16 protein-coding genes are annotated in these 19,737 nt (G+C 62.2%); 10 read left to right on the top strand and 6 right to left on the bottom strand.

Features of this window, described 5'->3' with window-relative positions:
• Positions 1-228: 228 nt before the first annotated feature.
• The 6 genes from DZK26_RS02590 (at position 229) to DZK26_RS02565 (ending at position 6,675) form a co-directional block, all read left to right on the top strand.
• Entirely contained in the window at positions 229-2,049 is a 1,821-nt protein-coding gene (locus tag DZK26_RS02590; protein WP_116897974.1) for an SLC13 family permease, read from the top strand.
• A gap of 173 nt (positions 2,050-2,222) precedes the next feature.
• A complete protein-coding gene (locus tag DZK26_RS02585) occupies positions 2,223-3,392 on the top strand; it encodes an acetyl-CoA C-acyltransferase (RefSeq protein ID WP_116897973.1) in 1,170 nt (389 codons plus the stop codon).
• A 4-nt stretch (positions 3,393-3,396) separates the two neighbouring features.
• Entirely contained in the window at positions 3,397-4,290 is an 894-nt protein-coding gene (locus DZK26_RS02580) for a hydroxymethylglutaryl-CoA lyase (RefSeq protein WP_116897972.1), read from the top strand.
• A gap of 81 nt (positions 4,291-4,371) precedes the next feature.
• Positions 4,372-4,767, top strand: coding sequence for a GxxExxY protein (locus tag DZK26_RS02575; protein ID WP_116897971.1), 396 nt, complete (start codon positions 4,372-4,374; stop codon positions 4,765-4,767).
• Positions 4,768-4,855: 88 nt separating this feature from the next.
• On the top strand, positions 4,856-5,626 hold the full coding sequence (locus tag DZK26_RS02570) for an SDR family NAD(P)-dependent oxidoreductase (RefSeq protein WP_116897970.1): 771 nt from the start codon (positions 4,856-4,858) through the stop codon (positions 5,624-5,626).
• A 212-nt stretch (positions 5,627-5,838) separates the two neighbouring features.
• A complete protein-coding gene (locus DZK26_RS02565; protein ID WP_220337111.1) occupies positions 5,839-6,675 on the top strand; it encodes a mechanosensitive ion channel family protein in 837 nt (278 codons plus the stop codon).
• Here the strand turns inward: DZK26_RS02565 and DZK26_RS02560 are convergent.
• From DZK26_RS02560 to DZK26_RS02550, 3 genes are all read right to left on the bottom strand, one after another.
• Complete coding sequence (locus tag DZK26_RS02560) at positions 6,672-7,475, bottom strand: NYN domain-containing protein (protein ID WP_116897969.1); 804 nt, start codon at positions 7,473-7,475, stop codon at positions 6,672-6,674. The two genes, DZK26_RS02565 and DZK26_RS02560, sit on opposite strands and share 4 nt — an antisense overlap.
• Positions 7,476-7,728: 253 nt before the next feature.
• Positions 7,729-9,627, bottom strand: coding sequence for a DUF2207 domain-containing protein (locus DZK26_RS02555; RefSeq protein WP_116897968.1), 1,899 nt, complete (start codon positions 9,625-9,627; stop codon positions 7,729-7,731).
• Between the two features lie 11 nt (positions 9,628-9,638).
• On the bottom strand, positions 9,639-10,220 hold the full coding sequence (locus DZK26_RS02550; protein WP_116897967.1) for a LemA family protein: 582 nt from the start codon (positions 10,218-10,220) through the stop codon (positions 9,639-9,641).
• A 274-nt stretch (positions 10,221-10,494) separates the two neighbouring features.
• Here DZK26_RS02550 and DZK26_RS02545 point away from each other — a divergent pair, with 274 nt between their 5' ends.
• Positions 10,495-11,022 (top strand): alpha/beta hydrolase, encoded by a 528-nt coding sequence (locus DZK26_RS02545; protein ID WP_181918361.1) that lies wholly within the window; start codon positions 10,495-10,497, stop codon positions 11,020-11,022.
• 273 nt (positions 11,023-11,295) lie between these two features.
• Here DZK26_RS02545 and DZK26_RS02540 read toward each other — a convergent pair whose 3' ends face one another.
• A complete protein-coding gene (locus tag DZK26_RS02540) occupies positions 11,296-13,245 on the bottom strand; it encodes an acetoacetate--CoA ligase (protein ID WP_116897965.1) in 1,950 nt (649 codons plus the stop codon).
• A 146-nt stretch (positions 13,246-13,391) separates the two neighbouring features.
• Between DZK26_RS02540 and DZK26_RS02535 the strand changes: the two genes are divergently transcribed.
• Genes DZK26_RS02535 through DZK26_RS02525 form a run of 3 tightly spaced genes read left to right on the top strand, consistent with a single transcriptional unit; the run spans position 13,392 to position 16,100 of the window.
• Positions 13,392-14,357 (top strand): peptidylprolyl isomerase, encoded by a 966-nt coding sequence (locus DZK26_RS02535; protein WP_220337110.1) that lies wholly within the window; start codon positions 13,392-13,394, stop codon positions 14,355-14,357.
• 22 nt (positions 14,358-14,379) lie between these two features.
• Positions 14,380-15,327 carry an ABC transporter ATP-binding protein gene (locus tag DZK26_RS02530; RefSeq protein WP_116897963.1) on the top strand — a complete coding sequence of 316 codons (948 nt, stop codon included), beginning with the start codon at positions 14,380-14,382 and terminating at the stop codon, positions 15,325-15,327.
• Complete coding sequence (locus DZK26_RS02525; protein WP_258870852.1) at positions 15,324-16,100, top strand: ABC transporter permease; 777 nt, start codon at positions 15,324-15,326, stop codon at positions 16,098-16,100. The genes DZK26_RS02530 and DZK26_RS02525 overlap by 4 nt, the downstream gene beginning before the upstream one ends.
• A gap of 204 nt (positions 16,101-16,304) precedes the next feature.
• On the opposite strand, the gene DZK26_RS02520 is transcribed toward DZK26_RS02525, so the two are convergent.
• Positions 16,305-18,092, bottom strand: a complete 1,788-nt coding sequence (locus tag DZK26_RS02520; protein ID WP_116897962.1) for a DUF3300 domain-containing protein — start codon at positions 18,090-18,092, stop codon at positions 16,305-16,307.
• 283 nt (positions 18,093-18,375) lie between these two features.
• A complete protein-coding gene (locus DZK26_RS02515; RefSeq protein WP_116897961.1) occupies positions 18,376-19,692 on the bottom strand; it encodes an alkaline phosphatase in 1,317 nt (438 codons plus the stop codon).
• Positions 19,693-19,737: the final 45 nt, after the last annotated feature.

The following is a 19,737-nucleotide window of genomic DNA, read 5'->3' as shown; positions in this document are numbered from 1 at the left end:
AAGCAGCGAAGGACGAGAAGAAAGAAGAAAGAAGAAAAGACACAAAAAAGCATCGGACCCACGGAAGACACGGAGCACACGGAAATTGAAGATTTAAAGGATCTTCTTCTACCTTTAGTATTGTCCGTGCTCGTGGTTTTATTTTATAGGGTTTTCTTTGCGTTCTTTGCTGCTTCGCGTCTTTGCGTTAAAAAGGTTTTGATTTTTATTGCTCCGGCTGGATCCTAAATGACCGTCGAGATTGCGCTGGTTTTCATCATTATCGGCATCGCGCTGTACCTGTTTGCCAGCGAGAAGCTGCCGCTCGACGTCACCGCCTTCCTGATCCTGATCACGGTCATTGCGATTCCGCAGTTGTTCCACTCCGAATGGCTGCTCGAACGCGGCATCGATCTCGAGTCGGCCTTTCCGAACGTTCGGGAGGGCCTGTCGGGTTTTTCGAATCCGGCAACCATCACCGTGCTCGCGATGTTCATTCTCTCATCGGGCATTCAGCGCTCCGGCCTGATCCATACCGTCGGCAAGGTGCTCAGCCCCTTGATGGGCGGCTCGGAAACGCGGCAACTGGTCATCATCGCGCTGCTGGTCGGCCCGGTCTCCGGTCTGATCAACAACACGGCAGCGGTCGCGGTGGCCATTCCGCTCGTACTCGACATGGCGCGCCGCTCCGGCGCGAAGGCCTCGCGTCTGCTGATGCCGTTGAGCTTCTTCGGCATGCTCGGCGGCACACTCACCCTGATCGGCACCTCGACCAACCTGCTTGCCTCGAGCCTTCTGGCCGATGATCCCGCCTTCGGTCGCCAGATCGGCATGTTCGAGTTCCTTCCGGTCGGTCTCGTGGTTCTCGCAACAGGACTGGTCTATTTCCTCACGCTCGGGCGCTGGCTGATGCCGACGAGCGACCGGGTCAATGTGCATAACGAGGCCGAGAGCAAGTTCATCTTCGAAGCCCGTGTGGCCTCCGGCAGCAACCTGGTCGGCAAGAGCCTCAGCGAAGCCGATTTCGAGAATCGCCACGATGTCGACGCCCTCAAACTGGTTCGCGGCCGCGAAGCGTGGGTCAAGAAGGCCGCCACCACGCGACTCAAGGTCGACGACATCGTGCACCTGCGCGGCACCCGCCGCCAGGTCATGGACCTGATCAAGAGCGACGAAGTCCAGGTGCTGTCCGAGTTCGGCGAGCGGCGCAGCGTCCGCCGGGACGGCAAGCTCGCCCGCATCCTGCTTCGCAACGAGACGGTTTTCGGCGACTCCACCGGCCAGAGCGTCGGCTTCTGGCGTCGCTACAAGGCGCGCCTGGTCGGCCTGGAAACCGATTCGGTGCGATCGCGCCGCCTGGCCGACGAGCGCCTGCGGGTCGGCGAGATCGTACTGGTCGAGGTCTCGGCCACTGCGCTGGTGCACCTTCGCCGCCATCCCGACCTGATCGTTCTCGATGTCTTCGAAGATCGCTTCGACAACCGTCGCAAGTGGACGGCCGGACTGATCGTCGCCGGCGTGGTTCTGGGCGCCACGCTGACGCCCCTGCCCATCGTGGTCACCGCCCTGATGGGCGTCATGGCCATGTTCTTCACCGGCCTGCTGGCACGTGAGGACCTCTATTCGGGCGTGAGCTGGAACGTCATCTTCCTGCTCGCCGGCGTCATCCCGCTCGGCATCGCCATGTCAAAGTCGGGCGGGGCCGACTGGCTGGGCGGCCTGCTTGCCGTCCACGCCGACACCTGGCACCCGATGGTCGTCCTCATGGCGCTTTACCTGCTGACGACCCTGCTGACTTCCATCGTTTCGAACAACGCCGCGGTCGTCGTCCTCGTACCGGTCGCAATCTCGCTTGCCCAGGCGCTCGACATGGCCGTTTTCCCGCTCGCCCTGGTGGTGATGTTCGGTGCCTCCTCGAGCTTCCTTTCCCCGGTGGGCTACCAGACCAACGCCATGATCTACGGCACCGGCCTGTACCGCTTTACCGACTTCATGCGCGTGGGCGCACCGCTGAATCTGGTGCTGATGGTGGTCACCAGCGCCTCTATCTACTGGCTGTGGTCCGTCTAGACCGGCACGGGGGATCCAGTCCGAGCATGACCGAAAACGGCCACGCTTAGAAGAGCGGAGATCCCTCAGCGCGGGAAGGAATCGCCGGACGGCGCTTGGACCGGTCGCCGCAAACTAACGGGTCCCTCATGCGATAATGAGCGGCTCAGTCCCACAAACACGGATAGACCTTCATGAGCGATTCCATCGTCATTGTTTCCGCCCGTCGTACCGCCATCGGCTCCTTCCAGGGTCAGTTCGCCCCGGTCAAGTCACCCGACCTGGGCGCGGCCGCCATCGGTGCCGCCTTGAGCGATGCCGGTCTCAAGGGCGAAGACGTTTCCGAAGTCATCATGGGCTGCGTATTGCCGGCCGGCGTCGGCCAGGCGCCGGCCCGCCAGGCATCCCTGGGTGCCGGCATACCGGTCAGTGTCGGCTGCACCACCATCAACAAGGTCTGCGGCTCGGGCATGAAGGCGGTCATGCAGGGTCATGACGCCCTCCTGGCTGGCTCGGCGGATATCGTGGTTGCCGGCGGCATGGAGTCGATGACCAACGCCCCGTACATGGCCGAACGAGGCCTCCGCATGGGCCACGCCAAGTTCCTCGACCACATGTTCTTCGACGGCCTGCAGAACCCCTACGACGGTCAGATGATGGGGCAGTTCGGCGAACAGTGCGTGGCCAAGTACGGCTTCACGCGCGACGAGCAGGACGCGTTCTCGAAGGCCTCGGTCGAACGGGCCCTGAAGGCGATCGAAACGGATGCCTTCGCTGCCGAAATCGCGCCGGTGACCGTCAAGACCCGCAAGGGTGAAGTCGAGGTGAGCACCGACGAGGAGCCGGCCAACTGTCCCGTCGACAAGATGCCCAAGCTGCGTCCGGCCTTCGCCAAGGACGGCACGATCACCGCCGCCAGTTCCTCGAAGATCTCCGACGGCGGGGCCGCCACCGTGCTGATGCGCGCCTCCGAGGCCGAGTCCCGCGGCCTGGCACCGCTAGCGCGCATCATCGCCCATGCCACGCATTCGCAGGAACCGGAATGGTTCACCACCGCCCCGGTCGGCGCGATTTCCAGGGTGCTCGACAAGGCCGGCTGGAAAGCCAGTGAGGTCGACCTGTTCGAGATCAACGAGGCCTTCGCCACCGTCACCATGGCGGCCATGAAGGAACTCGACCTGCCGCACGACAAGGTCAACGTCAACGGCGGCGCCTGTGCCCTCGGCCACCCCATCGGTGCCAGCGGCGCGCGCATCCTGGTCACCCTGATTCACGCCCTGAAAAACCGCGGCGGCAAGCGGGGTATCGCCAGCCTGTGCATCGGCGGCGGCGAGGCGACCGCGATTGCCGTCGAACTCGACTGAAGCGATGACCGACCGAGTCACCATCGTCGAGGTCGGACCACGCGATGGGCTGCAGAACGAGCCCTACACGATCCCGACACAGGTCAAGATCGAGTTGATCGAGCGGCTGGCCGACACCGGCCTGGGCGTCGTCGAGGCGACCAGCTTCGTCGCCGCCCCGGCCATTCCGCAGCTCGCCGATGCCGATGAGGTCTTTGGCCGCATCGAGCGCAAGCCTGGCGTACGCTACCCGGTGCTGGTGCCCAACGAAAAGGGCTATGAGCGGGCCCGGGGCGTGGGGGCCGAGGAAATCGCGGTGTTCACGGCCGCCTCCGAGGCCTTCAACCAGAAGAATATCAACTGCTCGATTTCCGAGTCACTGGAGCGCTTCGCGCCCGTGCTCGCCCGTGCCCGAGAGGACGGCGTACGGGTCAGGGGGTATGTCTCGACCGTTCTCGGCTGCCCTTACCAGGGTGACGTTCCCGTCGGCGAAGTCGTACGTGTGGCCGAAGCCTTGTTCGATGCCGGCTGCGCCGAGATCTCGCTCGGCGACACCATCGGTGTCGGCACGCCGAGGAAGGCGCGTGAAATGCTCGAGACGGTCGCCCGTTCGGTGCCGATGGAACGATTGGCCGTACATTTCCACGACACCTACGGCCAGGCCCTGGCCAATATCCACACCTGCCTGGATGCAGGCGTACGCGTGGTCGATTCCTCCGTCGCCGGCCTCGGTGGCTGCCCCTATGCGCGCGGCGCGACCGGCAACGTCGCGACCGAGGATGTCGTCTACATGCTGCACGGCCTGGGGATGGAAACCGGCGTCGACCTGATGCAACTCGCCCGCGTCGGCGACTGGATCGCCGGCGAACTCAACCGCCCGCGCTCGAGAACGGGCCAGGCGATTCTCAAGCGCAGCTAAAAAGCACGAAAAGCTTAAACCGCGAAGACGCAAAGAGCGCAAAGCGAAGGACAAGATAGGAAACGAAATCAAAGAATCGGAATGAATAGGGTCAGGTCTGAAATCGAGGAAACAGCCAGTGGCGTCATCGACGCGATCGTGCATGTGCACCGATCGCTGGGACCGGGCCTGCTCGAATCCGCATATCAGGCCTGTCTCTATCACGAACTCGCCAAGCGAGGATTTCAGCTACAAGTCGAGCAGCCGATACCAATTGAGTACGACGGGATCAAGATCGATAACGGTTTTAGAGCCGACATGATCGTCAATGGCCACCTGCTTATCGAAAACAAAGCAGTCAGTTCTCTGAATGAAGTGCATCAAGCACAGGTAATAACCTACCTGAAGCTGGCTGAACTCAAACTTGGGCTCCTGGTGAACTGGAACGTCCGCCTGATCAAGGAAGGAATCAGGCGGATCGCGCATGGCTTGCGCTAAGGGTCCAATTTCAATTCTTTTTTCTTCGCGTTCTTCGCGTCTTCGCGGTTAACGCTTTTAATGTTTTAGAACACACAGGAGAACTCACATGGACACCAAGAATATCAAGGCCGTCATTACCGGCGGTGTTTCAGGCCTGGGCCTTGCCGTGGCCGAGCATTTCGTTTCGCTCGGCGGCAAGGTGGCGCTGCTTGACGTCAACGAGGACAAGGCCGGCGAGGCCGTCGGGAAGCTCGGCGAAGACAATGCCAGGTTCTTCAAGACCGATGTCACCAGCGAGTCCGAGGTCGAACGCGTGCTCGGCGAAGCGAAGGGCTGGCTCGGCGAGATCAACGTCGCGGTCAATTGCGCCGGCATCCTCGGCGCCGGCCGTGTACTCGGCCGCGAAGCACCGATGCCGCTCGAAACCTTTTCGCAGACGGTCATGGTCAACCTGGTCGGCAGCTTCAACGTCGGCAAGGGTGCCGCCAATCTCATGCAGAACAACGAGCCCAACGACGACGGTGAGCGCGGTGTGATCATCAATACAGCCTCCGTCGCAGCCTACGAAGGTCAGATCGGCCAGGCCGCCTACTCCGCCTCCAAGGGTGGCGTGGTCGGCATGACCCTGCCGATGGCGCGCGAATTCACCCGTTTCGGCGTACGCGTGATGACCATTGCCCCCGGGGTCTTCCATACGCCGATGGTCGACGTCATGCCCGAGAAGGTGCAACAGGCCCTGGGCGAGTCCATCCCCTTTCCCAAGCGGCTGGGCAAGCCCGAGGAGTACGCCCGCCTGGCCGTGCACATCGTTGAAAACGCTTACTTCAACGGCACCACCCTGCGCCTCGACGGCGCCGTGCGGCTCGAGCCCAAGTAAATCTAAAGTCAAAACCCATAATCCACGGAAATCACGGAATACACGGACTCTAATAAGGTAAGTCAGATCTTCCGTGCCTTTCCGTGTTTTCCGTGGTTACACGGTTTTGGATCCGTTGCACCCGGCATTGACACCCCGGCGACATTCTTGACGTAGCCTGATGCGGAGATCATGATTCCCGCATAAAACGCACGACACACAGGGAGACCCGCATGGAAAGCTTGCAAGAGTGGTATGCCAACATCGAAACGGCGCAGGTCATGGCCGTTGCCTGGAAGGTCATCGGCGCGCTGCTGATCTTCATCATCGGCCGCTGGGTCGCCAAGGCCGTCGCTGCCCTGGCGCGCAAGACCCTGAGCAGGCGCCAGCTCGATGCCATGCTGATCACCTTCCTCGGCACCATTCTCTACGCACTATTGCTGCTGTGCGTCATTCTCGCCTCCATCAGCTATCTGGGCGTCTCCGTCACGCCGCTGATCGCCGTCCTTGGTGGCGCCGCCCTGGCCGTCGGCCTGGCCTTGCAAGGCAGTCTGTCGAACTTCGCTTCCGGCGTGATGCTGGTCGGATACAGGCCCTTCACCAAGGGGCACTTCGTCGAGGCCGGCGGTGTTTCCGGTACGGTCGATCACGTCGGCCTGTTCTATACCAAGCTGATCACCCCCGACAACCGCAGCGTGATCGTCCCCAACAACGAGATCACCACCAGTCCGATCACCAATTACTCGGCCTTCGAAACACGCCGCTGCGACCTGCTGATCGGAGTCGACTACGGCGACAATCTCAAGCTCGCCCGCGATACCATCTGGAAAGTTATCACCGGCCACGAGAAAGTTCTGAAGGACCCCGGGCCGGCCGTCCTGGTCATGGACCTGGCCGACTCCAGCGTCAACTTCGCTGTCAGGCCGTGGGTGAAAGCCGACGACTACTGGGTGGTGCGCAGCGAGTTGCTCGAGCAGATCAAGGCCGAACTAGAAGCCGCCGGCTGCTCGATCCCGTTCCCCCAGCGAACGATCCACCACGTCAACGTCGAAGCGACTGGCGCCGGCTAATCCTCCGCCTTGATCGACTGGATGATGTAACCGCCTGACTTCTCGTCAGGCTTGATGTCCAGAAGCCCTGCCTTCTGGGCTTCCTCGAGCAGGCCATTGAAGCTCTTGAAGCCATGATACGACTCGCTGAAGCCCGGTTTGCGCCGTTTCAGGGCCTGCTTGACCATCGAACCCCACACCTTGTCTTCGGCATCGCGGTCTGCAAACAACGCCTCGGCGGTGTCGAGCACCAGGTCGAACGCCTCCTGCTTCTTGTCGTCCACCGGCTTGGCTGCCGACTTCTTCTTTTTCCTGGAAGTCTTCTTCTTCGAGGCCTTTGACGGCTTCTTGCGGATCAGGTCGTCATAGAAGATGAACTCGTCGCAGTTCGCCATCAGCAGATCCGACGTAGAACTCTTCACACCCACGCCGATGACCGTCTTGTTGTTTTCCCGAAGTTTCGATACCAGCGGTGAAAAGTCCGAGTCGCCGCTGAGCAGCACGAACGTGTCCACATGCCCTTTCGTGTAGCACAAGTCCAGCGCATCGACGACCATGCGGATATCGGCCGAATTCTTGCCCGACATGCGAACATGCGGGATATCGATCAACTCGAACGCCGCCTCGTGCATCGGCGGCTTGAACTCCTTGTACCGTCCCCAGTCGCAATAAGCCTTCTTGACCACGATATTGCCCTTGAGCAGCAGCCGTTCGAGCACCTTCTGGATATCGAAGGCCTCGTAACGCATGTCGCGCACGCCCAGGGCGATGTTTTCGAAGTCGCAGAACACCGCCAGGTTGCGGGTCGGGTTGGATGTCATACCATCACCTGTTCGGTTGGACGAATAAACTTGGAACCACGGAAATCACGGAACACACGGAAACAGCAACAACCTGGAAAGCCCGAGAGAGTGAGCTGGGCTTGAGCAAGGTTCCAAAATAATGCTCTGACTACACGATGAGAACTCACACACTCTGAAGGCACCGCCAAAGCTGACCCGTGATCCGTCATTCTTGCATTTTTTGGTTCTTCCGTGGATTCCGTGCCTTCCGTGGTTCCAACAAACAGGGGATCTACCAGCCCCCACCTCCGCCACCGCCGCCTCCGCCGCCGGAGAATCCACCTCCCCCGCCGCCGGAGCTCGACCCTGGCGCGGTCGAAGCCGACGCGGTGGCGCTGGCCAGGCTCGAGCCCAGGGCCGTACCGAGGCCAGCGGCAGTGAAGCGCCCGTCGCTGAGAGTCGCCGGGTACCAGGAGCGCGACTGCGCCGTGCCGGCCTGTGCGGCCGCCTCGATTTCGGAGGCGAACCGTTCGGCCCAGGTATCGGCCGCATCCAGGGCCACGGCATAGGGCAGAAGCCGCTCGAATTCCTCGAAGGTTTGCGGAGGCGCATCGCCGTGGCGGCGTTCGATATCCTCGCGCTCGGCCACGGTCAAGTACAGTCGCAGGCCCTCGACCTCGTCCAGCAGCTGGCGTCCACGCATCGTCGGTGCGCGCATCCAGCTCCAGAACAGGCCGTTGACGATCCCGATGATGACCACGATCAGGGCCGGCAGCCATCCGATCATCTGGCCGAAGATTCCCAGCACCACGATGCTGGCGATCAGGAACGGCAGGCTGAAAGCCGTAAGCAGTATCGCGCCAATCACCCCGGTCACGTCCTTGAGGTCACGCCAGGTCCGGTAGACACGCATCATCAGCACCGCTGTGCCGATGTTCCAGATCGTCTGGTGCAGTGCGAGGAACCCGGCGACGAACTTGTCCTCCCCGGGCAGACTGAGCACCATCGCCACCAGTGTGGCCACCGAGATCAGGATGCCGGGGATCACCCACCAGCGATTGAGCTGGAAATAGCGCCCCTCCATGCGGCCCGAAAGGGCCTTCTCGTGCGCCTTCAAGGCGGCTCTGATCTCGGCGTGGTTGCTCTGCTTGAATGTAATCTTCTCCCCTTCTTGATCCAGCAGCTTGCCGAGCAGCTTGCGCTCGGTGGCGGATTCGGTCTCGCCGTCGAGCCGCTCGGCCACGTAGTCGTCGTCCTTCTTGTCGAGCCTGATCGCGCCCTTAACCGCCAGGCTGACCAGCGCGGCAGCCAGGCAGGTCCTGTCGTAGCCCATTTTCCAGACGTAGCGCAACATTCCAGGCGAATAGCCCTCAGGCGGGTCATAGCGCGGGTAGATCGCCCCACCTTCGGGATCGCGTCCTACCCGTGTCCAGGCAAACAGGTACCACAACACGGCGATCAGAGTGCCGAGCGCGCCAATGACCGCCAGGCGATGATCCTGCAGGTCCATCTCGAGTTCTTCCGCGGCCGTGGGCTCACGCACCAGGCCCTTGGGAAAACCGACGGAAATGGTCAGGCCCTCGCGCGGGGCGAGACGCCGAGTCGTCTCGAAACGTACCCGGCTTCCGCTGACCACCTCACCGACCGCCTCATCTCCCTGCTCGCCCTGACGGCCGGTATAGGCATCCAGTCTCAGCTCGTCCGGCGCAGCGCCGGAGGGCAGGTTCACAACCACGGTGGCCCGCTCGATGGGAAAGTCCCAGGCATGGCCGGTGACGTTCCAGTAGAGTTCGTCGAAGTCCTCGAAGAATCCGATCTGGCGTTCGGTGCGGTAGGTCAGTTCATAACGATGCTCACCATGATCGAGCATCCGCTTGGCACTGCCAAAATACAAACGCACGCCGTTGCTGATCGACTCGGTATGCCAGTCCTCGCGCTGGCCATTGCGGCGCACGCTCACCACATCGAAGGGGACGGTCACACGCTTGCCGTTGCGATCCTCGTAGCGTGTGGGGAAGTCGCGGTAGATGCCGCGGCGGATATCGCGGCCCTCGGCGACTATCGTGATGTTTTCTGTCACCGCCAGCTCGCGCGATGGTTTCACCTCGATCTCGCTGGCGAACTCGACGATTCGCTCCTCGGACACCGCCGTCAGCGGCAACAGGAGGAGCGCACAAAGGATCCGCTTCATCGGATGGTCCCTCAGTCCTTGTTTCGAGTACCCAGCAATCCCGCGACCCGCGGCGCCGACCGTGCCTCGATCTCCGCACTGAAGAATGTCGCCTCTTCGAAACCGGTCAGCCGCGCGATAAGCAAGTCGGGAAATTGCTGGATGCGGGTATTGAGATCGCGAACCGCACCATTGTAGAAACGTCGTGCGTGCGAAAGCAGGTCCTCGGTTTCCACCAGTTCGTCGGTCAGCTGCTGGAAATTTTCGGTCGCCTTGAGCTCGGGATAGTCCTCGGCCAGCAGGAGGAGACGCCCGAGCCCGGCAGCCAGTGCTACCTCCGCTCCCGCCATCGCCTGCGCCTGCTTTTTGCCCTCGGCCTCCTGCGCACGCGAACGCAGCGCGGTTACTTCCTGGAGCACATGCTGCTCGTGCCCGCTGTAGGCTTTTACCGTCTCGACCAACTGGGGCACCAGGTCATGGCGCCTTTGCAGTTGCACGTCGATATCGGCAAAGCCGTTACGCACCAGGTTCCGCGCACGCACCAGGCGATTGAAGATGACAACGCCCCAGACCAGCAGGACGAGAACAATAGCAATCAGGATTCCCTCGATCATGTGTTGATTCTAAGCCAAACGCCCGGATTCCGTAGCCTCGAAGAAAACCCTTGAACCGCAAAGACGCAAAGAGCGCCAAGTTAAAGAAAAGAAAGAAATCGGTTTTCCGTATTCTCCGTATTTTCCTTGTTACTTTCTTTATCTCGCCTTTGCGTTCTTCGCGTCTTTGCGGTTAACGCTTTTTATGGTCGAAGCTCGCACCACTCGACCACCCCTTGGCAGCACACCTCGGCAATGCAACAATCCCGGACCGAACGAAAGAACAAAACAACGAATGAACGAACCAACGCGTACGGTCATCTTCAGCCACGGCCACCTCTCGAGCCCGCAGAGCCTGAAGATCATCGAACTCGAACCCGTGGCGAAGGAAACCGGTTTCGATACCCTGGCCATCGATTACCGCGACCTGCAGGACGATCCCGTCGCACGGGCCGACAGGCTTGTCCAAACGATCCGCCAGCAGCGTGAAAAACCCATCCTGGTCGGCTCGTCGCTGGGCGGCTGGGTCTCCATCCGCGCCGCCGAGACACTACCCGTAGCCGGGCTGTTCCTGATGGCGCCCGCCCTGTTCCTGGAAGACCGCGTCCCCGACGGCGTCGTACCCGAAAGCTACGAGCCCCACTGCGACCGCATCACCATCGTTCACGGCTGGCACGACGACATCATCCCCTGGGAAAACAGCCTGCGCTATGCCGAAGCATCCAGGGCCAGCCTGCACCTGCTCGACAGCGACCACCGCCTCGAGTCCGCCCTGCCCGAACTCAAATCCATCTTCGAGCGCTTCCTCTGGCAGCTGACGTAGGAACAGCTTCAGGGCCTTGTAATTCAAAATCTTTAAAACGCAAAGCCGCGAAGCAGCAAAGAACGCAAAGAAAGTACAAAAGAAAAAAAGCAAAAACAATGCAACCACGGGATGCACTGAATACACGGAAACTTGAAGACAAAGAATGTTTTCTTCCGTGGCTTACGTGTTTTCCGTGGTTTCAGATTTTGTCTTTTCAGGTTTTCTTCGCGTTCTTCGCTGCTTCGCGGCTTAGCGTTATAAAGATTTCGCCCGCCCTGACTCAACCACCAATCATGATTTCAGCTCCTCCAGGTCGCGGTAGTGCTCCAGTGCCTCGGGGTTGGCCAGCGCCGAGGTGTTCTTGACCTCGCGCCCGTGGATGACGTCGCGCACGGCCAGTTCGACGATCTTGCCGGAGACCGTGCGCGGAATATCGGGCACGGCGATGATTTTTGCCGGCACGTGGCGCGGGGTGGCGTTGGCGCGCACGGTCTTTCTGATACGGTCGCGAAGCTCGTCGTCGAGTTCGACACCCTCGCGGAGCCGGACAAACAACACCACACGCACATCCCCTTCCCAGTCCTGGCCGACGCAGATCGATTCGAGGATCTCGTCGAGCTTCTCGACCTGACGGTAGATCTCGGCGGTGCCGATGCGAACACCGCCCGGATTGAGCGTGGCATCCGAACGACCATAGATCACCACCCCACCGCGCGGCGTCAGGCGAGCGTAATCGCCGTGTGACCACACACCCTCGAATTTCTCGAAGTAGGCCTTGTGGTAACGCTTGCCGTCGGGATCGTTCCAGAACTTCACCGGCATGCACGGGAACGGCATCGAGCAGGTAAGCTCGCCCGTCTCGTCTTCGACCACGCGCCCGTCGTCGGCGCGAATCTCGACCTTCATGCCCAGCCCGCGGCACTGCAATTCACCGCGGTAGACCGGCAGCAGCGGGTTGCCGAGCGCGAAGCAGGAAACGATATCGGTGCCGCCCGAGATCGAGCTGAGCTGAACATCGTCGGCCACGTCGCGGTAGACGTAGTCGAAGGACTCCGGCAGCAGCGGCGAGCCGGTTGAAAGGATCGCCTTGAGGTTCTCCAGCCGGTGCGACTCACGCGGCTTGACGCCGGCCTTCTCGCAGGCGGCGATCCACTTCGCGCTGGTTCCCAGCACCGAGATGCCGACCTCGTCGACCAAATCCCAGAGCACATTGCCGCTCGGATGAAAGGGCGAGCCGTCGTAGAGCACCACGGTCGAGCCCACGGCCAGGCCGGAGACCAGCCAGTTCCACATCATCCAGCCGCAGGTGGTGAAGTAGAACAGCCTGTCGTCGCGCCGCAGATCGGTGTGCAGCTGCAGTTCCTTGAGGTGCTGCAGGAGTGTGCCGCCGGCCCCGTGGACGATGCACTTGGGCACGCCGGTGGTGCCCGAGGAGTAGAGAATGTAGACCGGGTGATCGAATGGCAGCTGTGCGAATTCGATCTCTTCGGCACCGTTGTCGGCAAACTCGTCCCACGTCACGGCCCGCTCGAGGCCGGACAGGTCGGGATTGTCGTTCATGTAGCCGGTTACCACGATGCGCTCGATGGAGGGCATCTTTTCGGCAAGCTCGGCCACCCGGCCCAGGCAATCGAACACCTTGCCGTTGTACTTGTAGGCAGCGGCGACAAACAGCACTTTCGGCTCGATCTGGCCGAAGCGGTCCATCACGCCCTGCACCCCGAAATCGGGCGAGCAGGACGAAAACACAGCGCCGATGGAAGTTGCTGCCAGCATGGCGATGACCGTCTCGGGCAGGTTAGGCAGGTAGGCCGCCACGCGATCGCCCTCTTCCACGCCCATTTCGCGCAAGGCGGCAGCCACGCGCGCCACCTCGGCATGGAGCTCGGCGTAGCTGATATGCCGATGTACGCCGTCCTCGTTGGCAAACACCAACGCGGCTCGGTCGTCACGATGCCTGAGCAGGTTCTCGGCAAAATTCAGCCGCGCCTGCGGGAACCAGCGCGTTCCCGGCATCGCCGGCCAGTTCTCGACCGCGTCGTGGCCACGGGTCTCGGCGACAACGTCGCCGAACTCCCACATCGCCTTCCAGAAGTCCTGCGGGTTGTCCACGGACCACCGGTAAAGCGTTTCCCAGTCGTGCACGTGCGGGTCGAGCTGCTGATTGATCAGCTGGATGAACCGCGACAGGTTGGCGCGGGAGCGACGCTCGGCCGAAGGCCGCCAGAGTGGTTCGGTCATGACGTTTAGGTGCAATCCGGTGGAAATCCAGCCCCAAAGGGTAACCAAATCCGCCCGACGAAGTCACCTGTACTTTGGTGCGTTGTCGACACCGCACCCCGACGCTGGCGTAGAATTCGGGCTTTCCCGACCGACCGATGAGTATCATGAGACAAATCGCGATCCTGATTCTGCTGGCCACCTGCTCCCTCCCTGCGCAGGCCCAGAACCCCCACGTGTGGCTGGACACCGACATGGGCCCCATCATCCTCGAACTCGACGAAGCAGCCGCACCGGTCACCGTCGAGAATTTCCTGCGCTACGTCGACGACGGCTTCTACGACGGACTGGTCTTCCACCGTATCGCCGAAGAATTCGTCATACAGGGCGGCGGCTTCGATTCAAACCGCCAACGACGCGATCCCACGTACGAGCCGATCGTCAACGAGGCCGACAACGGCCTGAGCAATCTCCCCGGCACGATCGCGATGGCGCGCACGTCCGAGCCTGACTCGGCCACCTCGCAGTTCTTCATCAACCTGGAAGACAACTCTGACCTCGACCCGGACAATGAATCGGCCGGCTACGCGGTCTTCGGCGAGGTCGTTATCGGCATGGAGACGGTCGAGGCCATCGGCGCGCTCAATGCCATCAATGCCCAGGGGAGCGCACTCCACCAGTGGCCCTTCAATCCGCCCGTCATCGAGCGCGCGGTTCGCACCGACGGCTTCCCCTTGATGGCCGACCACAGCGGCTCCTGGTTCGATCCCGCCAACGACGGCGTCGGCTTCAACGTCGAAATCGCCAACAGGGTCGGCGGCGAGGGTCCAATCGCCCTGGTCTACTGGTACAACTTCGAGGAGCAGCGCCAGTTCTGGCTGCTCGGCCAGTCATCGTTCAACTGGGGCGACAGCGAGGTCACCGTCGATCTGCTGAGCAACCCCGGGGACGAGGGAGGTACGGGCTTCCAGAGCCCACCGGAGTCGGAATTCACGAACTTCGGCACACTGACCCTGCGCTTCGACGACTGTGCCAACGGCACTTTCAGCTACGACATGCCCGGCTACGGCACTGGCGACATCGATATAACTCGCCTCAGCCGGCCCGAAGGCTTCGATTGCCGAGCGGAGTGATATTCATCGAATCGATCACGACATGACCGCACTGCTGAGCATCGAAAATCTCGACAAACGCTACGCGGGCGGACTGCACGCGCTCAAGTCGGTGGACCTGGATATCGAGCGGGGCGAGATCTTCGCCCTGCTCGGCCCCAACGGTGCCGGCAAGACCACGTTGATCAATATCGTCTGCGGTATCGTCACGCCCACCTCGGGACACGTCACCGTCGACGGCCGGGACACGGTCCGGGAATTTCGCTGGACCCGGCGCCACACCGGCCTGGTGCCGCAGGAGCTCTTCACCGACATGTTCGAGACCGTGCACGACACGGTCAGCTTCAGCCGCGGCCTGTTCGGGCTCGCCCCCGATCCGGACCACATCGAACGCGTGCTGCGCGACCTGTCGCTGTGGGACAAGCGCGACAGCCCCATCATGACGCTCTCGGGCGGCATGAAGCGGCGCGTGCTCATCGCCAAGGCCCTGGCCCACGAGCCGAAACTGCTGTTCCTCGACGAACCCACCGCCGGAGTCGACGTGGAACTGCGGCGCGACATGTGGCGGATGATCGAGAAACTGCGCGGTACCGGTGTGACCATCGTGCTCACCACCCACTACATCGAGGAAGCCGAACGCATGGCCGACCGCGTCGGCGTCATCCGCCGTGGGGAAATCATCCTGGTCGAGGAAACCGACTCGCTGATGAAGAAACTCGGCCGCAAGCACCTGAGCCTGCATCTCGAGCATCCCATGAGCGAACTGCCCGCCTCACTGAACGACTGGACGCTGACCCTCGCCGACCGCGGCCGGCGGCTCGACTACAGTTTCGCCGCCGACGAGGAACACAGCTGCGTACCCGTCCTGCTCAAGCGCCTGCAGGCCGAAGGCATCGAATTCACCAACCTGAATACACGCCAGAGCACGCTGGAGGAAATCTTCGTCGATCTCGTTCACGAAGATGATGATGTGCATGAGGAAGCGGGATGACTGCGCCGATGCTCAACCTGCGCGGCACCTGGGCCATCTACAAGTTCGAGATGGCGCGCTTCAAGCGCACGCTCTGGCAGAGCCTGGCCACGCCCATACTGACTACGGTGCTTTACTTCATCGTCTTCGGCTCGGCCATCGGCTCGAGGATCGGCGACATCGACCAGGTCAATTACGGCGCCTTCATTGTGCCGGGGCTGATCCTGCTGACCGTGTTCACGCAGAGTCTCAACAACGCCTCGTTCGGCATCTACATGCCGCGCTTTTCCGGCACCATCTACGAAATTCTCTCCGCCCCCGTATCAACCACGGAGCTGGTCCTGGCCTATGTCGGTGCGGCCGCCACCAAGTCGGTGCTGCTGGGCCTGATCATCCTGGCCACGGCCCAGCTGTTCGTCGACCTACATATCGGTCAGCCGGTGTGGATGCTGGCCTATCTGGTGATGGTGGCGTTTGCCTTCAGCCTGGCCGGCTTCATCATCGGCATCTGGGCCGAGGGCTTCGAGGCGTTGCAGTTCATCCCCATGCTGGTGGTCACGCCGCTGACCTTCCTGGGCGGGGTGTTCTATTCCATCGACATGCTGCCGGAAATCTGGCAGACGATCAGCCTGTTCAACCCCATCATCTATATCGTCTCGGGCTTTCGCTACTTCTTCTTCGGCAGCGGCGACGTCAGCGTCTGGGTCAGCCTGGCCTCGCTTATCGGCTTTATCGTCATATGCCTGGGCATCGTTTCCTGGATCGTAAGGACCGGCCACCGGCTCAAGACGTAAGGGCTGGCCGCTGCCGCGACGTTTTACGGGTTACGGGTTACGGGTTACGGGTTACGGGTTACGGGTTACGGACAAGATTGTAGGTCGGCGTTGCCTTCGATCCACCAACGCGGCGAAGCCGCCCAGCAACGCCCGGACGATGCCGCCGGAAACCGGAAACCGGAAACCGGAAACCGGAAACCGGAAACCGGAAACCAAAGGATCCTACCGCCGTTCTTCATCACCGTCGCCACGCCCGCCGCGCCGCGAATCACCGCCGCGCGATCGGCTCTGGGTCGCACTGCGCGATGAGCGCGAACTCGCACTGCGGCTGCTGCGCGAGGGCGCCGAAGACTTCGAGGATCGGCTCGGAGCCGAAGACCGGCTGTCGCGACTCGGCGCCGAGGCTTTCGAGCTGCGACTGGGCGCGGACGATCGAACGCTTGGCGTCGAGCGCGACGAGGCCGAACTACGGCTGCTCGAGCGGCTTCGACTCGGTGCCGACTCCCGGCTCGGAGCCGAACTGCGCCCGATGCTGGCCCCGCGTGACGGCGCCGGGGAACGGGTGCTTCGCGACGGTGCCGAGCTGCGATCCCGTCCCTTGCTGGAGCGGACGGTCAGATCACGCGGAATCGACACGGACGAGCGCTTCTTGTCCGACTTGTCCGACCGGCTCGTTCGCCCGGAAGCGGAACGTCCCGACGATCGGCTGCTGGACAGGCCGGACGAGCGCTCAGTGCTGCGCGACCGGCTGCTCGTCGAACCCGACGACCTCGAGCTGCTGCGCAGCGACTCGGCGGTGCGGCTCGCCCGACTTGCCGACGATCGCGTCGAGTCGGATGCCCGGCTGCTGCTCGAGTCCTTGCGGGCAGGTGCCCGGCCCGTGACCGAACGATCACGCCCGCTGCTGAGCGTTGCACGATCGGAACGGCGGCCGGCCAGGCGCTCCTCGGTCTTGCCGCGGGACGCGGCACGAGATCCGCTCCGGTTCTGACTGCGCGATTCGGAAACACGATCCGATCGTGAAGTGGCGCTCGAACGCGACTGAGCCTGGCGATCGAACTTCATGCCGGATCGGCGCTCTGCCGCCCATTCACGCCGATCGGAACGCGCCGCCGAGCGTGACACGCTCGCATTCTGGCGCGCCGAGACCGGGCGATTGCTATCGACGAAACGAGCCTTCTCAACCCGGCCGCGATAGCTCACGCCGCGACGGTGCGTGGGATCGTGCTTCCAGTGACGCGCTTGCTTGAAGCGGGCGACATCGCGGCCGGAACGGAAACCGTGGTCACGATAGTAGTGATGATGGTGATTGACCACCACGACCCGGCGCTGCGCCCAGTGGAAGGAACTGAAGTAGAAGTTCGGCCGAATGTGGTACGGACGGCCCCAGTGGAAGTTCATGCTCACGCTGAAACCGCTGGGACGGTGCCAATACCTCGGCGGATGGCTCGACCAGCGCCAGCTGGAATAGATCACGCGCGGGTCGTAGTACGGCACGTAGACCACGCGGGTGCGCGCCGGCTCGATGTAGATGTATTCCTTCTCCCGCACCACCTTGACGCGGTCGTTGCTCTTGAGATGGCCCTGCGAGTAGGCCTCCGAGCGCAAGTACTGGATCGAGGCAATCACGTCCTCTTCCTGCACCAGGAAGGCGTCGCCCAGATTCTGGGTCCAGTCCAGGTCCTCGTCCATGCGCCCGAGGAGCTCGGGAAAGGCGACCAGCGCCTTCACGCTGGGATCCCAATTCCGGCGCTCGACAGCGGCCACGGCATCCTCGCCGCGCAAGCCCGGATGCTCGCGCGACCAGCGGGCCGCCTGGATCACTTCCAGCGGATAGGTCGCCGCGATCAGCACGTGCGAGAGCACGCTGTCGGGGTACAGCGCCACGGGTGCGAGCATCGAATCGAGCTCGGCCTGGCTGAAGTAGTCGTCTTCGGCCTGGACCTGGCCGGTCATGCTGCAACCGATGGTCAACAGGGCGGAAAGAACCAGCGTCGTCAGGGTTTTCATGTCGTTGCCTCCTTGCGGCACATCTCGCCGCTACGGGCCCTTTGTACCCCGACCTGGCTGAAGTCAGGCTGAACGACAACCTGAACGAGGCTCGGCCTGAGCGTCAATATGGAACCACGGAATTCACGGAAAACACGGAAAAGAGAAGCTCAGGATCTTTCCGTGTTTTCCGTGTTTTCCGTGGTTCATTTCTGGTTTTTAGGGCGACGTGGGAGGGTCTGTAGACGCATGAGCTACGCGTGGTGTGGTCCGAAATGTCGTCCGTCGGGGACGTGGCCCCGACCTACGGCTGCAGATCCTGCTGGCGTATTTCCTCCCTCCAGACTTCCTCGCCGTCGCTGTCGTGCAGGGTCAGGGTGGCCACCCGCTCATTGCGCGGCCCGGTCACCTCGATCATGCCGAAATTGCGCTCGGTGTAGAGGCTGCCGTCGACGTCATACTGCATCGCCTCGTCGCCCGGGTCGTGCGAGCCGGCGGTCAGCGGCGATACCGTCCACTCGTGCAGCGGATAGGTACGGTAGCGGTCCATCTTCAGCAACACCGAGTGGTGCCGGTCGCCGGTCAGGAAGACCACGCCGGGAATGCGCTCGGCCTCGATGCGATCGAGCAGCTCGCGCCGTTCGCCGGGGGCAAGGTTGATGTAGGTCTCGCCATTCTCGGCCGAGTTGAGGAACTGCCCGCCCATGACCACGAACTTGAAGCTGGCGTTGCTGGTCTGGAGCGCATCGATCAGCCAGTCGATCTGTTCATCACCCAGGATCGTGCGCTCGCCGGTGACGCGGTAGTTGGCCTGGCGGAAATAGCGGTTGTCGAGCAGGAAGAAGCCGACGTCGTGCCACTCGAAGTAATTGGTGACGCCGCCCGTTCCGGCAGCCGAAAAATCCGGGTTGGGCCAGAAGGCTTCGAACACTTCCAGCGCGGTCTCGCGCATGGCGTAGCCGCGGTCGGAGTTGTTGGGACCGTAGTCGTGGTCGTCCCAGGTGGCGTAGTGATGCGTGCCGGTCACCAGCCGCGACAGGGCATCGTGCCCGCGCGTGTGGCTGAAGCGCGCGTACATGCCCGACTTCGAGTTCCAGTCGGCCTCGCGGTAGTAGGCGTTGTCGCCCAGCCAGAGCATGAAAGCCGGCTCGGCGTCGGCAATGGCATCGAAGATGCGGTAATCGCCGCCATAGGGCTCGCCGGGCCGGTCGTACTCGGTCTGGTTGATATACGCACAGGAGCCCAGCGCAAAGCGGAAGTCGGGCGGGTCCTCACGCCACTGCCACAACGGCTGGGTGACGAAACGCTGTGTGTGTTCGGCCGGCTGCGCCTCGTCCTCGACCAGGATTTCGTAGCGATACGTCTGCCCCGGTTCCAGCCCGGTGGCCCGCAGCGTGGCCGTGTTGGCCTTTTCCGGATCGGTGGCCTCGGGTGGGCTCGTCCGCCACTCGCCGCTGTCGTCCGAACGATAGCGAAGCTGCACGACGGCCGGTTCGTCAGTCTGCACCCAGACCTTGACCTGGCGCATGGTCGAATGACCGGGCATCGGCCCGGCGACGATCTCGGCGGCGGAAACCGACAGGGAAGCGGCCGCCAGCAAAACGGCAAGAAATAAACGCATTCTGGTACTCCGGTGATCAGGATTTATCGGTGCCGACTATACCCG

Origin of the sequence: Wenzhouxiangella sp. 15190 (assembly GCF_003417465.1) — a bacterium.
In the GTDB taxonomy this organism is placed as follows: domain Bacteria; phylum Pseudomonadota; class Gammaproteobacteria; order Xanthomonadales; family Wenzhouxiangellaceae; genus Wenzhouxiangella.
This window is presented reverse-complemented; position numbering and strand designations above follow the sequence as displayed.

Excerpts from the sequence above, each read along its gene's own strand:
- DZK26_RS02520 (WP_116897962.1), bottom strand. The coding sequence starts at position 18,092 with ATGAAAACCCTGACGACGCTGGTTCTTTCCGCCCTGTTGACCATCGGT.
- DZK26_RS02555 (WP_116897968.1), bottom strand. The coding sequence starts at position 9,627 with ATGAAGCGGATCCTTTGTGCGCTCCTCCTGTTGCCGCTGACGGCGGTG.
- DZK26_RS02540 (WP_116897965.1), bottom strand. The coding sequence starts at position 13,245 with ATGACCGAACCACTCTGGCGGCCTTCGGCCGAGCGTCGCTCCCGCGCC.
- DZK26_RS02515 (WP_116897961.1), bottom strand. The coding sequence starts at position 19,692 with ATGCGTTTATTTCTTGCCGTTTTGCTGGCGGCCGCTTCCCTGTCGGTT.
- DZK26_RS02575 (WP_116897971.1), top strand. The coding sequence starts at position 4,372 with ATGAATAGGGTCAGGTCTGAAATCGAGGAAACAGCCAGTGGCGTCATC.
- DZK26_RS02545 (WP_181918361.1), top strand. The coding sequence starts at position 10,495 with ATGAACGAACCAACGCGTACGGTCATCTTCAGCCACGGCCACCTCTCG.
- DZK26_RS02580 (WP_116897972.1), top strand. The coding sequence starts at position 3,397 with ATGACCGACCGAGTCACCATCGTCGAGGTCGGACCACGCGATGGGCTG.
- DZK26_RS02565 (WP_220337111.1), top strand. The coding sequence starts at position 5,839 with ATGGAAAGCTTGCAAGAGTGGTATGCCAACATCGAAACGGCGCAGGTC.
- DZK26_RS02550 (WP_116897967.1), bottom strand. The coding sequence starts at position 10,220 with ATGATCGAGGGAATCCTGATTGCTATTGTTCTCGTCCTGCTGGTCTGG.
- DZK26_RS02590 (WP_116897974.1), top strand. The coding sequence starts at position 229 with ATGACCGTCGAGATTGCGCTGGTTTTCATCATTATCGGCATCGCGCTG.
- DZK26_RS02585 (WP_116897973.1), top strand. The coding sequence starts at position 2,223 with ATGAGCGATTCCATCGTCATTGTTTCCGCCCGTCGTACCGCCATCGGC.
- DZK26_RS02560 (WP_116897969.1), bottom strand. The coding sequence starts at position 7,475 with ATGACATCCAACCCGACCCGCAACCTGGCGGTGTTCTGCGACTTCGAA.
- DZK26_RS02525 (WP_258870852.1), top strand. The coding sequence starts at position 15,324 with ATGACTGCGCCGATGCTCAACCTGCGCGGCACCTGGGCCATCTACAAG.
- DZK26_RS02530 (WP_116897963.1), top strand. The coding sequence starts at position 14,380 with ATGACCGCACTGCTGAGCATCGAAAATCTCGACAAACGCTACGCGGGC.
- DZK26_RS02535 (WP_220337110.1), top strand. The coding sequence starts at position 13,392 with ATGAGACAAATCGCGATCCTGATTCTGCTGGCCACCTGCTCCCTCCCT.
- DZK26_RS02570 (WP_116897970.1), top strand. The coding sequence starts at position 4,856 with ATGGACACCAAGAATATCAAGGCCGTCATTACCGGCGGTGTTTCAGGC.